The organism is Agromyces sp. NPDC056965 (genome assembly GCF_042673425.1).
Taxonomy (GTDB): Bacteria; Actinomycetota; Actinomycetes; order Actinomycetales; family Microbacteriaceae; genus Agromyces.
The window spans coordinates 1-15,348 of record NZ_JBHURI010000091.1; the positions used below are offsets into that span (position 1 = coordinate 1).

Below are 15,348 nucleotides of genomic sequence, written 5' to 3' on the forward strand. Positions count from 1 at the left end.
GGCATGTGCCGGGGGCCGCTTCTCTATGCTCGGACCATGACGAAGTTCCAGTACTCCGTCGCTTCGAGCCTCGACGGATTCATCGCCGACGAGCAGCATGGGCTCGCTTGGCTGCTGCAGTTCGGCTTCGACGCGTTCCAGGAGCACTACGATCGCTTCTTCGCCGATGTCGGCGCGGTCGTGCTCGGAGCATCGACGTACGAGTGGATCCTCCGGGAGCAGCCCGGCAACTGGGACTTCGGCGCCCGACCCGCGTGGGTGCTCACGCACCGGCGGTTGCCGGTGCCGCCGGACGCCGACATCCGCTTCGAGTCGGGCGGCGTTCTCCCGATCGCCGACGCCGCTCGAGCGGAGGCCGGCGAGCGGAACGTCTGGATCGTCGGCGGCGGGCCGACCGCCGCCCAGTTCCTCGAGGCGGGGCGCCTCGACGAGCTCCTCGTCACCTACATGCCAGTGGCGCTCGGCCGTGGCAGGCCGCTCCTGCCCGTCGCCACGGTGACGCCGCGCTTCACGCTCGTCCGAACGACGCCGTTTCCGAATGGCGCGGTCGAGCACGTCTACCGCACGGGTTGACGTCGGGTGGGCGTCAGACGCGTGGCTGCGGGCTCGTGTCGGTCGAGACGTCGGCACCGGCACCGCGGGCGTGCGGGAGCTTCGAACCGAGCACCATGGCGGTGACGTCGCGCGCGATGTGCTGCGGGGTGAGGCCCACTCGTTCGAGGATGTCGCCCCGGGAGCCGTGGTCGAGGAACTCGTCGGGCAGGCCGAGCTCGGTCACCGCGGTGTCGACGCCGGCTTCGCGCAGGTCTTGGCGGATGCGCGTGCCGATGCCGCCGACGCGGATGCCGTCTTCGATGCTGACGACGAGGCGGTGCTCCGCGGCGAGGTCCATGACGCTGCGCGGAACCGGGACGACCCAGCGCGGGTCGACCACGGTGGCGCTGATGCCCTGCGCCTCGAGGCGCTTCGCGACCTCGAGACCGGTCTCGGCCATCGGGCCGACGCAGACGATGAGCACGTCCTTGCGATCCGACTCGGCGAGCACGTCGACACCGTCGTCGGTGCGCCGCACGGCCTCGAAGTCGACGCCGACGGTGCCCTTCGGGAAGCGGATGACGGTGGGTGCGTCGTCGACGGCCACGGCCTCGCCGAGCTCTTCGACGAGTCGCACCGAGTCGCGGGGTGCTGCGATGCGGATGCCGGGCACGACCTGCAGGATCGAGAGGTCCCACACGCCGTGGTGGCTCGGCCCGTCGGGACCGGTGACCCCGGCGCGGTCGAGCACGAACGTGACGCCGGCCTTGTGCAGCGCGACGTCCATGAGCACCTGGTCGAACGCGCGATTGATGAAGGTCGCGTAGACGGCAACCACCGGGTGCAGGCCGCCGAATGCGAGACCGGCAGCGGATGTCGCGGCGTGCTGTTCGGCGATGCCGACGTCGAACACGCGGCTCGGGAACCGCTCGGCCATCCGGTGCATGCCGGTCGGGCGGAGCATCGCCGCGGTGATGCCCACCAGGCGATCGTTGCCCTCGGCGAGGTGCACGAGCTCGTCGGCGAAGACGCTCGTCCACGACGGCGCCGACGCCGTCTCGAGGGATTCTCCGGTCTCGGGGTCGATCTGGCCGACGGCGTGGAACTGGTCGGCCGCGTCGCGCCGGGCGGGTTCGTATCCGCGACCCTTGTCGGTGATGGCGTGCACGATCACCGGGGCGCCGTAGGCCTTCGCTTGGCGAAGCGCCGCCTCCATGGCGTGCTCATCGTGACCGTCGACCGGGCCGATGTACTTGATGTCGAGGTTCGAGTAGAGGGCCTCGTTGTCGGTGAAGCGGCTGAGGAAGCCGTGCAGGCCGCCGCGCACGCCTCGGTAGAACGCACTCGCCGGAGCGCCGAGACGGTCGAACGCCCGACGGCTCGAGATGTGCAGGTTGCGGTAGGTCTGCTTCGTGCGCACGGTGTTCAGGAACCGGGCCATGCCGCCGATCGTCGGGGCGTACGAGCGACCGTTGTCGTTGACGACGACGATGAGCTTGCGCGTGTTGTCGTCGGAGATGTTGTTGAGCGCCTCCCACGTCATGCCGCCCGTGAGCGCACCGTCGCCGACGACGGCGATGACGTGGCGGTCGTCTTGACCGGTCATCTCGAAGGCCTTGGAGATGCCGTCGGCCCATGACAGCGAACTCGACGCGTGCGAGCTCTCGACGATGTCGTGTTCGGACTCCGAACGCTGGGGGTAGCCCGCGAGGCCGCCCGTCTTGCGGATCGTGGAGAGGTCGCGCCGGCCCGTCAGGAGCTTGTGCACGTACGACTGGTGCCCGGTGTCGAAGACGATGGCGTCGCGCGGCGACTCGAAGACACGGTGGATCGCGAGCGTGAGTTCGACGACGCCGAGGTTCGGGCCGAGGTGGCCGCCCGTCTTCGAGACGGATTCGACGAGGTACTCGCGAATCTCGCGCGCCAGCTGATCGACCTGTTCGGGACTCAGCGCGTCGAGATCACGGGGTCCCGAAATGGTCTCGAGCAGGGTCATGCAATTGCCTCCGAATGGTTGCGGGCAGTGCCGCTGAACGGAACGAGTCTACGCCGGGCTTGCTTCGAAGCCGGGCAGAGAAGGGGGCGATCGGCAAGATGCCGACCGCCCCGATTCTCTCGCGAGTGTCTAGACGAGCGAACGCAGCACGTACTGCAGGATGCCGCCGTTGCGGTAGTAGTCGGCCTCACCCGGCGTGTCGATGCGCACGACCGCGTCGAACTCGACGGTCGCCTTGCCGGGAGCGGAGTGCTCGCTCGGCGTGGCGACGACGTGCACGGTCTTCGGCGTGACGCCGTCGTTCAGCTGCTCGAGACCCGAGATCGAGACGACCTCGGTGCCGTCGAGGCCGAGCGACGCCCAGCTCTCGCCTACGGGGAACTGCAGCGGGACGACGCCCATGCCGATGAGGTTCGAGCGGTGGATCCGCTCGAAGCTCTCGGTGATGACGGCCTTGACGCCGAGGAGGCTCGTGCCCTTCGCCGCCCAGTCGCGCGACGAGCCGGAACCGTACTCCTTGCCGCCGAAGATGACGAGCGGGGTGCCCTGAGCCTGGTAGTTCTGGCTCGCGTCGTAGATGAACGACTGGGGCGCGTCGGCCTGCGTGAAGTCGCGCGTGTACCCGCCCTCGACGCCGTCGAGGAGCTGGTTCTTCAGGCGGATGTTCGCGAACGTGCCACGGATCATGATCTCGTGGTTGCCGCGACGCGAGCCGTAGGAGTTGAAGTCCTTGCGGTCGACGCCGTGCTCGGTCAGGTAGCGACCGGCGGGGCTGTCGGCCTTGATCGAACCGGCCGGGCTGATGTGGTCGGTCGTGACCGAGTCGCCGAGCTTGGCGAGCACGCGGGCGCCGACGATGTCGGTGACGGGCGTGGTCTCCATGGTCATGCCGTCGAAGTACGGGGGCTTGCGCACGTACGTCGACTCTGCGTCCCACTCGAAGGTCGCGCCGGTCGGCGTCTCGAGCGAGCGCCACCGCTCGTCTCCGTCGAACACGCCGGCGTACTGCGTGACGAACATGTCCTTGTTGATCGACGTGTCGATCGTGTGCTGCACCTCGGCGGCGTCGGGCCAGATGTCCTTCAGGAAGACGTCGTTGCCCTCGGTGTCGGTACCGAGCGAGTCGACCTCGAAGTCGAAGTTCATCGAGCCGGCGAGAGCGTACGCGATCACGAGCGGCGGGCTCGCGAGGTAGTTCATCTTCACGTCGGGGTTGATGCGACCCTCGAAGTTGCGGTTGCCCGAGAGCACCGCGGTGACGGCGAGGTCGGAGTCGTTGACCGCGGCCGAGATCTCGTCGAGCAGCGGACCCGAGTTGCCGATGCAGGTGGTGCAGCCGTAGCCGACCGTGTAGAAGCCGAGGGCCTCGAGGTCGTCGGTGAGGCCGGCCTTCTCGTAGTAGTCGGTGACGACCTTCGAGCCCGGAGCGAGGGTCGTCTTGACCCACGGCTTGGCCTTCAGGCCCTTCTTCGCCGCGTTGCGGGCGAGGAGGCCGGCGGCGAGCATGACCGACGGGTTCGACGTGTTCGTGCAGGAGGTGATCGCCGCGATCGCGACGGCTCCGTGGTCGAGCACGAACTGCTCACCGGTGCCGAGCGTGACATCCGTCGGCTTCGAGGCCGTCGCCGGGGCGTGGCTCTTGTGGTGGTGCTCGTGCTGGCTGTACTCGTCTTCGGGCGAGTTGCCGGGCGGGTCGGACGCCGGGAAGGACTCGGCGCCCTCGAGGTCGACCAGGTCGTGGTCGACGGTCGCGTAGTTCAGCAGATCCTTCTCGAAGGCGCTCTTGGAGTCGGAGAGCTCGATGCGGTCCTGCGGACGCTTCGGGCCGGCGATCGAGGGGACGACGGTCGAGAGGTCGAGCTCCATGTACTCGCTGAACTCGGGCTCGTTGTCGGCGTCGTGCCAGAGCTTCTGCGTCTTGGAGTACGCCTCGACGAGGGCGATCTGCTCGTCGCTGCGGCCGGTGAGGCGCAGGTAGTCGAGGGTCACGTCGTCGATGGGGAACATGGCGGCGGTCGAGCCGAACTCGGGGCTCATGTTGCCGATCGTGGCGCGGTTGGCGAGCGGCACGGATGCCACGCCCGAGCCGTAGAACTCGACGAACTTGCCGACCACGCCGTGCTTGCGGAGCATGTCGGTGATCGTGAGCACGACGTCGGTCGCGGTGACGCCCGTGGGGATCGCGCCGGAGAGCTTGAAGCCGACGACCTTGGGGATGAGCATCGACACGGGCTGGCCGAGCATGGCGGCCTCGGCCTCGATGCCGCCGACGCCCCAGCCGAGCACGCCGAGGCCGTTGACCATGGTCGTGTGCGAGTCGGTGCCGACGCAGGTGTCGGGGTAGGCGCGGAGCACGCCGTCGACGGTGCGCGTGAACGTGACCTTCGCGAGGTGCTCGATGTTCACCTGGTGCACGATGCCGGTTCCCGGCGGCACGACCTTGAAGTCGTCGAACGCCGTCTGGCCCCAGCGGAGGAACTGGTAGCGCTCGCCGTTGCGCTCGTACTCGATCTCGACGTTGCGCTCGAGCGCGTTCTCGGTGCCGAAGAGGTCGGCGATCACCGAGTGGTCGATGACCATCTCGGCGGGCGCGAGCGGGTTGATCTTGTTGGGGTCGCCGCCGAGGGCGACGACCGCCTCGCGCATCGTGGCGAGGTCGACGATGCAGGGAACACCGGTGAAGTCCTGCATGACCACGCGCGCCGGCGTGAACTGGATCTCGGTGTCGGGCTCGGCGGTGGGAACCCACGAGCCGAGGGCCTCGATCTGCTCCTTGGTGACGTTCTTGCCGTCTTCGGTGCGCAGGAGGTTCTCGAGCAGCACCTTCAGGCTGAACGGAAGCTTCTCATGGCCCGGCACGGTGTCGAGCCGGAAGATCTCGTAGGACTCATCACCGACGCGGAGCGTGTCCTTCGCCCCGAAACTGTTCACTGCAGACACGATGTCCTCTCCTTCGCGGATGCCGCCGGACATGCAGGCGGCACTCCATCTTCTCCGTCAGACATGGGGCTGTTCCAGCAAGGGTAACCTAAGCCACTTGCCGGCCGACAGGCCTCGCACGGTGTGCGGATTTATCTTGACGTCGAGATAACTCTATCACTCGCCGGAGCGAGCCGATGACGGGTAGACGGCCCGTACGACGAGCCAGGAGAAGACCAGTACGAGCGCGTAGAGCGGAACGCCCATGAGCAGGCGCGTCGCGCCGAGCGCCTCGACGTTGTCGACGAGATAGAACGGCAACTGCACCGCGAGACGCGCGACGAACAGTCCGATCCAGACGAGCGTGAGGAACTGGGCCGCGCGGTACTTGCGCTTGTCCTGCCTCCACGCGACGCCGTCTCCCATCAGGAAGCCGACGATCAGGCCGATGGCCGGCCAGCGCACGAACAACGAGACGGTCAGGGCGAGCGCGTAGGCCGCGTTCGTGTAGAAGCCGATCACGTAGTTGTCGCGGGCGTCGCCCGACCAGAGGGCGAGCGCCGCCGAGGCGAGCACGCCGATGAGGCCGGCGATCGCCTGGGTCGGCTGCCCCTTGGTCACGAGTCGCGCGAGCGTGAACACCACGGCGAGGCCGACGGATGCTGCGAGGGCGGGAACGAGCGCGGCCTGGGGGTCTTGGCCGGCGAAGCTCGTGAGCCCGCTGTAGACGATGAGGAACACGAGGCCGGGCAGCAGCGCCTCGAGGATGCCGCGCACTCCGCCGACCGCGGTCAGGAGGTCGCGACCGCTCAGCTTCTCGTCGCGCGCGAGCGCGCCGAGGCCGCTCTTCTCCGCGGCGGCTGCGAACTGCCGGCCGAACTCGCCGGCGGCGTTCGCATCGGCCGGGCGTTCCGCCGCGTCATCCGCCCGCTCGCCCTCGTCGGGGCGCGACGAACCGTCGGCGTCCGTCATCGCGGTCACACCGTGGGCGCACCCGCGGAGGACGCGGGCATGCGCAGCGGAATGAGGTCGCGCGGAGGCATCGGGGTGCTGCCGCGCACCACGACGATCGATCGGAAGAGGTCTTCGACCTTCGCTGCGGCAGTGGGGTCGACGGCCGCCTCGCCCGCGATGACGCCGCGGAGGAACCAGCGCGGCCCGTCGACGCCGATGAAGCGCGCGAGGCGCATCTGCCCCGGTTGCCCCTCGCCCGCCGCGACGGGGATCTGCGCGAGCAGTTCAGGGCCGAAGGAGCCCTCGCGCACGGTCGTCGAGCCGCCCTGACGGGCGATCTGGTCGGCGATCTGCGCGCGGATCTCGTGCCACAGGCCGCTCGAACGCGGTGCCGCGAACGGCTGCACCTGCAGCGTCGAGTTCGCGTAGTCGAGTCCGATCGCGACGACGCGCTTCGTGCCCTCCTCGACCTCGAGGCGAAGGTGGAGTCCGTCGCGCGGCAGCACCTTCACGCCGCCGAGATCGACATAGGGGCGAACCGGGTTCGCCTCGGCCTCGTCGAAGGGGCCCGCTGCTGCGCGGTCTTCGGGGGCCGACTTGGGCTGTTCGGCGGGGATGTCGCCGCCGGTTTCGATGTCGCTCACGCGTTCACTCCTGACTTGTGCTCCCCGAAACCGGTGGAGCCGAATCCTGCCTCGCCACGCAGGCTGCCGGGCAGCCGTTCGACCTCGACGAATCGAGCACGGCTCACCGGCATCACGACGATCTGGGCGATGCGGTCGCCGACCTCGATCGTGTGCGCCTCGCGGGCGTCGGTGTTCAACAGTGCGACCTTGATCTCGCCGCGGTAGCCGGCATCGACGGTGCCGGGCGCGTTGACGATCGTGATGCCGTGCTTGAAGGCCAGGCCCGAGCGCGGCACGACGAAGGCGACGTAGCCGTCGGGCAGGGCGATCGCGACGCCCGTGCCGACCGTGGCGCGTTCGCCCGGGCCGAGCACGACGGACTCGGATGCGTGGAGATCGGCGCCCGCGTCGCCCGGATGGGCGTAGTTCGGCACGCGGTCTGCGGTGATCAGCACATCGACGGAATCGGTCACTGTTCGAGGGTAGTGCAGAAGTCTGGTCGAATAGAGCCATGCCCGACTACCGCGAGAAACTCTGGCCGACGCCGTGGATCTACATCGCCAGCCTGCTGCTCATCCCCGCCAGCATCCTCGTCCTGGCGCCCGTCTCGATGCCCGCGGGCATCGCGACCGGCGTGATCCTCTACGGAGCGACGGTCGCAGCGCTCAGCATCACGGCGCCCGTCGTCGAGGTGGCCGACGGCCGCCTCAGAGCGGGTCGCGCCTCGATCGCGCTGGCGGACACGGGCGTCGCGACCGGTGCGACGGATGCCGCAGCTCGCGTCGAACGCGGCACGGGCCTCGACGCACGGGCGTTCCTCGTGATCCGCGGCTGGGTGGCGCCCGTCGTACGGGTGCCGATCACCGACCCGTCGGACCCGACGCCGTACTGGCTGGTCTCGACGCGTCATCCGAAAGAACTGGCCGCCGCGATCAATGGATCGCGACGGCCTGAAGGTACCGAGCCTGGCGTCTAGGACGCACACTCCAAGCAGATCGGTCCGAGCTTCGTCTCGTGGTCCATCTGCGAACGGTGCTTCACGAGGAAGCAGTTCACGCAGGTGAACTCGTCGGCCTGCGGCGGAAGCACCACGACGTCGAGTTCGACGTCGGAGAGATCGGCACCAGCGAGGTCGAACCCACCGGGGTTATCGGCATCGTCGACATCCACTACGCCCGACATCTTGTCGGGGACGCGCTCCTTGAGGGCCTCGATCGACTCTGAGTCGTCTTCGGTCTTCCTCGGTGCGTCGTAATCCGTTGCCATTCCCATCCATTTCTTCATCGCCGATGATTCGGCGGCCATAGTCTGCATCAAATCGGTGGCGTTAGCAAACCACTTTCGCAGCGTTTCCACAGCTGCTCCGTGCTCAACTTCCGGCGCGCCCGTCCTATTCCCACGAGCACCCAGCCGGACGTGGCATCCTTGGGCGGAGACGAAAGCACGGAAGGGCTTGTCGCGATGCAAGAACTCAAGGTAATCGGAGTCGAGAACGGCGCGTTGCTCGCCGCTTCCGACGATGGAGCGCGCTTCCGAATCGAGATCGACGAGGTGCTGCAATCCCGCATCCGTCAGGCGCAACCCGAGCAGCACGTCGGCCCGAAACCCTCGCCGCGCGAGGTGCAGGCCCACATCCGAGCCGGCATGTCGGCCGAGGAGGTCGCGCAGGTCACCGGCGCCTCCATCGACTACATCCGCCGATTCGAGGGACCGGTTCTCGCTGAGCGCGAACACATGGTCACTTCGGCCCTCGCCGTGCCCGTGCACGTGACGACCGAGTCCGAACCGGCCGACGAGCAGCCCTCGTTCGGCGGCGTCATCCGCGAGCGACTCGCGCAGCTCGGCGCGCACGGCGAACGCTGGGCGAGCTGGAAGGACGAGGAGCGCGGCTGGATCATCAAGCTCGAGTTCACCGCCGAGACCATCGACCACGACGCCCGCTGGAGCTTCGAGCCGCGCAAGCAGGCGCTGCAGCCGCTCAACTCCGAGGCGATCACGCTTTCGCAGCAGGGCGAGATGAAGGGCGGGCTCATCCCCCGCCTCCGCGCCGTCGGCCCCGACTCCGAGGAGTCGCGCTTCGACAGCGGCGCCTTCACCTTCGAGGAGCCCGAGCACGGCGACTTCGACACGGCGCCGCACCTCGAGCCGCTCCCGTACGCACGCACGCCCCAGGCCTCGAGCCCCGCAGTGGCGCGAGCAGCCATCAAGCGAGCGGATGAACCGAAGCAGACGCTCGGCGAGACCGCCGACCTGCTCGAAGCACTGCGGCGCCGTCGCGGGGAACGCGAAGCCGCGGGCAGCGAGCCCGAGCGTCCGCAGGCTGCGCCCGCGCCGGCACCCGTGCAGGAGACCCCCGAGTCCGAGCAGCCCGAGGAGAAGCCCGGCACCGCCGCGCGGAGCATCTGGGGCGGCAAGGGCGTCTCGAGCAACCCCGGGGCCCGCGGCGGCTCGAAGAAGGGCCGCGCTTCGATGCCGAGCTGGGACGAGATCGTCTTCGGCGCCCGCACCGACGACGATCTGGCCTGAGCCGAACCACTCCGTCGAACGCCGCCGTGCCTCGTGCACGGCGGCGTTTCGCATGCCATCGCCCGGTGCTACCATCGAACATACATTCGAATCGGTGAGGTGCCCATGTCGCTCGTGCAGGAGTTCGTCGAGCTGTGGACGAGCGTCGAGGGCCGGCCCGAGCGACTCGTGTGGCGGACGCGCCGGTTCAGGGTGACCGATACCCCGACGACCCTCGTCGGCCCGTGCGACTGGTGGGCACCGGTGGCTCGGTACGACGTCTCCCCCGGGCGCGCGCCGCTGCAGATCAGCGGATGGCGGTTCCAGGCGAGTGCCGACGACGGCGAGACCCACGTCTTCGACGTGCGCCGGCACGACGACCGCTGGGAGCTCGTGCGGGTCTTCGACTGATCAGGCGGGCTCGGCGTCGCGGTCGCGCCCGCCATCGCCTGAGTGAGGCGCTGCAGACCCTGCTGACGGTGCCGGGGAGGCGGGGGTCGCCGCGCCGCGCCCCAACCAGAGCATGAGCACACCGCCGACGACGAGCCCCCAGAAGGCCGAGCCGATGCCCGCGACGGCGACGCCCGACGCGGTCACGAGGAACGTGCCGATCGCGGTGATGCGCTGACGCGGGTCTTCGAGCGCGCCGGTGAGCGCGGTGACCATGGCCCCGAGCAGCGCGAGCCCGGCGACCGCGGTGATGATGATCGGCGGCGACGCCTGCACGACGGCGGCGGCGAGTCCGGCTCCCGCGCCGAGCACCAGGTAGACGATGCCCGAGGTGAAGGTCGCCACCCAGCGCCTGCGCGGGTCGGGGTTGGACTCGGGGCTCGCCATGATCGCCGCCGTGATCGCGGCGAGGTTCAGCGCGTGGCCGCCGGCGAATGCCGCGCCGACCGAGGCGACGCCCGAGGCGACGAGCACGGGCCTCGGCGCGAGCCGGTAGCCGAACGTCGACATCACGGCGAAGCCGGGAACGTTCTGCCCGGCCATGGTCACGATGAAGAGGGGAAGGCCGAGGCTCACGATCACGAACGGGTCGAAGACGGGCGCCACGAACTGGAGCTGCGGCCGCACGGCCTCGCTCGCGAGCACTGCCGGGCCCGCCAGTACGGCGATCCCGATCACCGCGACGAGCATCGCAGCAGGCACGGCCCAGCGCGGCGCGAGTCGTGCGAGCAGCAGCCAGACGAGCACCATCGGCACGGCGATCGCCGGTTGCTCGACCGCCGCGAACACCGGGGCGACGCAGATCGGGAACAGGATGCCGGCGAGCATCGCGCTCGCGATCGGCTTGGGGATGCTCGTGATCGCCCGACCGAGTGCCGGCCAGAGGCCCGCGAGCACGATGAGCACGCCGCAGACGATGAACGCGCCGATCGCAGCGGCGAACTGCTGCGTGGTCGCCGCAGCGGCGACCAGAAGCGCCGCACCCGGGGTCGACCATGCGAACGAGACCGGCATTCGAGTGATGAGCGGCAGCGCGATGCAGAGGAGTCCGGTCGCGATGCAGAGCGCGAAGAGCCCCGAGGCCGCCTGCGTCTCGGTCGCCCCGACGGCGATGAGCCCCGCGATCACCAGTGCGAACGAGCTCGCGAAGCCGGTGATGGCCGCGATGACGCCCGCGACGACGGTGTGGAAGATGGGCAGCGCTCGCTCTCGGCCCGGGTTACGCCGACTTCTCGGTGCGGCGCTGCTTGGTGTGCGGCACGATCGTGGGTGCGGCGTTGTCGAGCACCGCGGCCTTCGTGACGACGACACGGGCGACGCCCGTCGAGGACGGCACCTCGAACATGATCGGTCCGAGCACCTCCTCCATGATGGCGCGGAGTCCGCGGGCGCCGGTCTGGCGCAGCACCGCGAGGTCGGCGATCGCCTGCAGCGCCTCCTCTTCGAAGTCGAGTTCGACGCCGTCGAGCTCGAACATGCGCTGGTACTGGCGCACGAGCGCGTTGCGCGGCACAGTGAGGATCTCCATGAGGGCCTCGCGGTCGAGGGGCGTCACGGTGGCGACGACGGGCAGGCGGCCGATGAACTCGGGGATGAGTCCGAACTTGTGGAGGTCTTCGGGAAGGACCTCGCTGAAGATGTCGGCCTCGTCCTCCTTGTTGTGCAGCGGAGCGCCGAAGCCGATGCCGCGCTTGCCGGCTCGCGAGGAGATGATGTCCTCGAGTCCGGCGAACGCGCCGGCGACGATGAAGAGCACGTTGGTCGTGTCGATCTGGATGAATTCCTGATGGGGGTGCTTGCGACCGCCCTGGGGCGGAACGGATGCGACCGTTCCCTCGAGGATCTTGAGCAGCGCCTGCTGCACGCCCTCGCCGGAGACATCCCTCGTGATCGACGGGTTCTCGGCCTTGCGGGCGATCTTGTCGACCTCGTCGATGTAGATGATGCCCGTCTCAGCGCGCTTCACGTCGAAGTCGGCGGCTTGGATGAGCTTCAGCAGGATGTTCTCGACGTCTTCGCCGACGTACCCCGCCTCGGTCAACGCGGTGGCGTCGGCGACGGCGAAGGGCACGTTGAGCTGCTTCGCGAGCGTCTGGGCGAGATAGGTCTTGCCGCAGCCCGTGGGGCCGATCAGCAGGATGTTCGACTTCGAGAGCTCGACGTCGTCGCGCGCGTCGGCCGAGGTCAGGGCGGTGCGGGCGCGAACGCGCTTGTAGTGGTTGTAGACCGCGACGGCGAGTGCCTTTTTCGCGGCCTCCTGGCCGATCACGTACTCCTCGAGGTAGCCGAAGATCTCCTTCGGCTTCGGCAGCTCGAACTCGCCGGCCTCGGTCTCGCCGGCCTCGGCGAGGCGCTCCTCGATGATCTCGTTGCAGAGCTCCACGCACTCGTCGCAGATGTAGACGCCGGGTCCGGCGATGAGCTGCTGCACCTGCTTCTGGCTCTTTCCGCAGAACGAGCACTTGAGCAGGTCGGCGCTCTCTCCGATGCGTGCCATCGAATCCCTCCCTGTCGACGAATCTGTTCCGAGCCTAGCCCGAGATCGGGCCGATCGAGGGTAGCCGGAAGGATTCGACACGCCTTGCCGTTCGCGAGCCGCGAACCGGGACGTTCAGTCGAGCAGGTGCCGGAGGTAGCGCCGCGGATCGTCGAGGTACCCGCGCCAGTGCGCGACGAGTTCGAGCTCCTCCCACGTCGTCTCGCGGATGCCCCACTCCCCCAGTTCGAGGATCGTGGCGCCCGGCACGGAGGCCAGCACGGGCGAGTGCGTCGCGCAGATGATCTGGGTGCCCCGAGCCACCATGCGGTCGAGCCCGGCGATCCAGCCGAGGATCGACGAGAACGAGAGCGCGGCCTCGGGCTCGTCGAGGCACACGAGCCCGGCGAGGTACTGGGGATGATTGAGCTTGTTGTCGAGCAGGTCGTTGAACGACTCGCCGTGGCTGAGCGAGTGCAGGTGCCGATCAGGGCTGTCGGGCAGTGCCTCGAGGTAGCTGTAGTACCCGTGCATGGTCTCGGCCCGGAGGAAGAACCCCCATCGCGGCGCCGACGGGCTGCGCTCGATGCGCAGCCACTCCGCGAGCGGCGACTCGCTCGGCCTGGTCGACATGCCGCCGTTGTTGCTGCCGCCCTCGGGTGGCAGTCCATAGGCCGTCGCGATGCCCTCGAGCAGTGTCGACTTGCCGCTGCCGTTCTCGCCTACGAGGAACGTCAGGCCCGGCGCGAACTCGATGCCGCCGTCGCCGATCAACTGGTCGATCGCGGGAATGCTCGCCGGCCAGGCGACACGGTCGATCGCGGCATCCGGATACAGCGAAACGCGGCGGATGGCCCGGCTGTCGTGCAGCCAGTCATCCGCCGCGTTCACGGTGCGGCGCGTTATCGCGTGATCGCCGGCAGGCTCTTGCGGGAGCTGAGCACCTGGTCGATGAGACCGTACTCGAGCGCCTCGCCGGCCGACAGGATCTTGTCGCGGTCGATGTCGGTGTGCACCTGCTCGGGCGTGCGGTTCGAGTGACGCGAGAGCGTCTCCTCGAGCCACGAGCGCATGCGCATGATCTCGGCGGCCTGGATCTCGATGTCGGACGCCTGGCCGTGGCCCGCCTCGCCCATGGCGGGCTGGTGGATGAGCACGCGGGCGTTCGGCAGCGCGAGGCGCTTGCCCGGCGTGCCGGCCGCTGCGATCACCGCGGCGGCGGAGGCGGCCTGGCCGAGCACGACCGTCTGGATCTGCGGACGGATGTACTGCATCGTGTCGTAGATCGCGGTCATGGCCGTGAAGGAGCCACCGGGCGAGTTGATGTAGAGGATGATGTCGCGGTCGGGGTCCATCGACTCCAGCACGAGCAGCTGCGCCATGATGTCGTCGGCGGAAGCGTCGTCGACCTGCACGCCGAGGAAGATGATGCGGTCCTCGAAGAGCTTGGCGTAGGGGTCTTGGCGCTTGTAGCCGTAAGCAGTGCGCTCCTCGAAGCTCGGCAGGATGTAGCGCGAGCCCGGTGCCTGGACGCCGTTGAAGGCGGTGCCACCGAAAGCAGGGATGTTCATTCGCTCGTTCTCTCTTCTCTCGAGTGCCTACGCCTGGGTTCCGCCGCCGCCGGCAACGTCGAGTGCCGACTCGCGGATGTGGTCGACGAAGCCGTACTCGAGGGCCTCCTGCGCGTTGAACCACCGGTCGCGGTCGCCGTCGGCGTTGATCTGCTCGACGGTCTTGCCCGTCTGCGCTGCGGTGATCTCGGCGAGTCGCTTCTTCATGTCGAGGATGAGCTGCGCCTGCGTCTGGATGTCGCTCGCAGTGCCGCCGAAGCCGCCGTGCGGCTGGTGCAGCAGCACGCGGGCGTTGGGGGTGATGTACCGCTTGCCCTTGGTACCGGCCGTCAGGAGCAGCTGGCCCATGGAGGCGGCCATGCCGATGCCGACGGTGACGATGTCGTTCGGCACGAACTGCATGGTGTCGTAGATCGCCATGCCGGCCGTGATCGAGCCACCGGGCGAGTTCACGTAGAGGTAGATGTCCTTCTTGGCATCTTCTGCGGCGAGCAGCAGCAGCTTCGCCGCGATCTCGTTCGCGTTGTCGTCGCGCACCTCGGAGCCAAGCCAGATGATGCGGTCCTTCAGCAGTCGATCGAAAACACCGGTGCCTGGTGTCGGTTCGGCCATGTGTCGCTCCGTTTCCGTTGTCGCGTTCACTCGAATCTATCCGGTGCAACGCGCGCGAACGGGGCTGTTCGCCCTAGGCGGATGCCGCGAGCTCCGCAGCGTATGCGGCGAGCGACACCCGGTAGCGCTGCAGGTGCGGTGCGAGGGCCGCGAGGGCCTCGGATGCCGCGCGCGCGGGCGAACCCGCATCGACCAGGGCGAGAGCGCGGAACGCGACCACGGCGTCGCGCAACTCGCCGGACTCCGGCTCGATCTCGTCGAGCAGCGCGATGGACTCGAGCGGGCGCCCGAGGTTGCGGATCGTCGAGGCGAGCTGCACGTGCGCCTGCACGCGCTCGGAGCCCGTGAGCCCGCCGGCGATCGCCTGCCGGTAGAGCGGCTCCGCCTCGGCCTCGAGGCCGGCCGAGTCCCGGGCGCCCGCCCGCTCGAAGAGCGCGAGCGGATCGCCGGCCGGCCGGTCGGCGGCGAGGGCGTCGATGCGGGCGATCACCTCGGCGTCGCCGAGCTCGTCGGCCGACGCCCAGACGGCGTCGACCCGCTGCTGCCAGTCGCTCATGCGAGATCCTCTCGTGAATGCAGGAGGGGCCGGGGGAATAGCCCCGCCCCGCCAGTCGGTTGGGTTGTGGAAGAAAAGGGGGCGGCCGTAGTTGTCGCCCGCATAATAGGGGGTGTGATATAAACAACAGAAGCGGGCCCACAATAAGA

Annotated in this window: 16 protein-coding genes; 4 read left to right on the forward strand and 12 right to left on the reverse strand. The window is 68.8% G+C overall.

Annotation, left to right across the window (positions count from 1 at the left end; genetic code table 11):
* The first annotated feature begins 36 nt into the window (after window positions 1–36).
* The gene (locus tag ACFTQE_RS17520) at window positions 37–573 is read left to right on the forward strand and encodes a dihydrofolate reductase family protein (protein WP_376926276.1); all 537 of its coding nucleotides are present in this window, start codon (window positions 37–39) and stop codon (window positions 571–573) included.
* 13 nt (window positions 574–586) lie between these two features.
* On the opposite strand, the gene dxs is transcribed toward ACFTQE_RS17520, so the two are convergent.
* The 5 genes from dxs to dut form a co-directional block, all read right to left on the reverse strand.
* On the reverse strand, window positions 587–2,530 hold the full coding sequence (gene dxs, locus ACFTQE_RS17525; protein ID WP_376926277.1) for a 1-deoxy-D-xylulose-5-phosphate synthase: 1,944 nt from the start codon (window positions 2,528–2,530) through the stop codon (window positions 587–589).
* A 129-nt stretch (window positions 2,531–2,659) separates the two neighbouring features.
* Window positions 2,660–5,470, reverse strand: coding sequence for an aconitate hydratase AcnA (gene acnA / locus ACFTQE_RS17530; protein WP_376926278.1), 2,811 nt, complete (start codon window positions 5,468–5,470; stop codon window positions 2,660–2,662).
* 156 nt (window positions 5,471–5,626) lie between these two features.
* Window positions 5,627–6,421 (reverse strand): DUF3159 domain-containing protein, encoded by a 795-nt coding sequence (locus ACFTQE_RS17535; RefSeq protein ID WP_376926279.1) that lies wholly within the window; start codon window positions 6,419–6,421, stop codon window positions 5,627–5,629.
* Window positions 6,422–6,426: 5 nt separating this feature from the next.
* A complete protein-coding gene (locus ACFTQE_RS17540) occupies window positions 6,427–7,047 on the reverse strand; it encodes a DUF3710 domain-containing protein (RefSeq protein WP_375833472.1) in 621 nt (206 codons plus the stop codon).
* Entirely contained in the window at window positions 7,044–7,502 is a 459-nt protein-coding gene (gene dut, locus ACFTQE_RS17545; protein ID WP_056009395.1) for a dUTP diphosphatase, read from the reverse strand. Before dut ends, ACFTQE_RS17540 begins: the two co-directional genes overlap by 4 nt.
* Before the next feature lie 38 nt (window positions 7,503–7,540).
* On the opposite strand from dut, the gene ACFTQE_RS17550 reads away from it, so the two are divergent.
* Entirely contained in the window at window positions 7,541–8,005 is a 465-nt protein-coding gene (locus ACFTQE_RS17550) for a DUF3093 domain-containing protein (protein WP_375833475.1), read from the forward strand.
* Here the strand turns inward: ACFTQE_RS17550 and ACFTQE_RS17555 are convergent.
* Window positions 8,002–8,295, reverse strand: a complete 294-nt coding sequence (locus ACFTQE_RS17555) for a DUF4193 domain-containing protein (RefSeq protein ID WP_056009399.1) — start codon at window positions 8,293–8,295, stop codon at window positions 8,002–8,004. The two genes, ACFTQE_RS17550 and ACFTQE_RS17555, sit on opposite strands and share 4 nt — an antisense overlap.
* Before the next feature lie 195 nt (window positions 8,296–8,490).
* Between ACFTQE_RS17555 and sepH the strand changes: the two genes are divergently transcribed.
* Together sepH and ACFTQE_RS17565 are read left to right on the forward strand one after the other, a co-directional pair.
* The gene (sepH, locus tag ACFTQE_RS17560) at window positions 8,491–9,555 is read left to right on the forward strand and encodes a septation protein SepH (protein ID WP_376926280.1); all 1,065 of its coding nucleotides are present in this window, start codon (window positions 8,491–8,493) and stop codon (window positions 9,553–9,555) included.
* Between the two features lie 105 nt (window positions 9,556–9,660).
* Window positions 9,661–9,945 (forward strand): hypothetical protein, encoded by a 285-nt coding sequence (locus ACFTQE_RS17565; RefSeq protein WP_376926284.1) that lies wholly within the window; start codon window positions 9,661–9,663, stop codon window positions 9,943–9,945.
* Here ACFTQE_RS17565 and ACFTQE_RS17570 read toward each other — a convergent pair whose 3' ends face one another.
* The 6 genes from ACFTQE_RS17570 to ACFTQE_RS17595 all read right to left on the reverse strand — a co-directional run bounded on the left by ACFTQE_RS17570 (window position 9,946) and on the right by ACFTQE_RS17595 (window position 15,199).
* Window positions 9,946–11,184: a benzoate/H(+) symporter BenE family transporter gene (locus ACFTQE_RS17570; RefSeq protein ID WP_376926285.1), complete on the reverse strand. Its 1,239-nt coding sequence runs from the start codon at window positions 11,182–11,184 to the stop codon at window positions 9,946–9,948.
* 19 nt (window positions 11,185–11,203) lie between these two features.
* A complete protein-coding gene (clpX, locus tag ACFTQE_RS17575) occupies window positions 11,204–12,481 on the reverse strand; it encodes an ATP-dependent Clp protease ATP-binding subunit ClpX (protein WP_375833481.1) in 1,278 nt (425 codons plus the stop codon).
* Between the two features lie 114 nt (window positions 12,482–12,595).
* Entirely contained in the window at window positions 12,596–13,351 is a 756-nt protein-coding gene (locus ACFTQE_RS17580; protein WP_376926281.1) for an AAA family ATPase, read from the reverse strand.
* A gap of 11 nt (window positions 13,352–13,362) precedes the next feature.
* A complete protein-coding gene (locus tag ACFTQE_RS17585) occupies window positions 13,363–14,031 on the reverse strand; it encodes an ATP-dependent Clp protease proteolytic subunit (RefSeq protein WP_376926282.1) in 669 nt (222 codons plus the stop codon).
* 27 nt (window positions 14,032–14,058) lie between these two features.
* The gene (locus ACFTQE_RS17590) at window positions 14,059–14,643 is read right to left on the reverse strand and encodes an ATP-dependent Clp protease proteolytic subunit (RefSeq protein WP_056650900.1); all 585 of its coding nucleotides are present in this window, start codon (window positions 14,641–14,643) and stop codon (window positions 14,059–14,061) included.
* A 73-nt stretch (window positions 14,644–14,716) separates the two neighbouring features.
* Entirely contained in the window at window positions 14,717–15,199 is a 483-nt protein-coding gene (locus ACFTQE_RS17595) for a tetratricopeptide repeat protein (protein WP_376926283.1), read from the reverse strand.
* Window positions 15,200–15,348 lie beyond the last annotated feature (149 nt).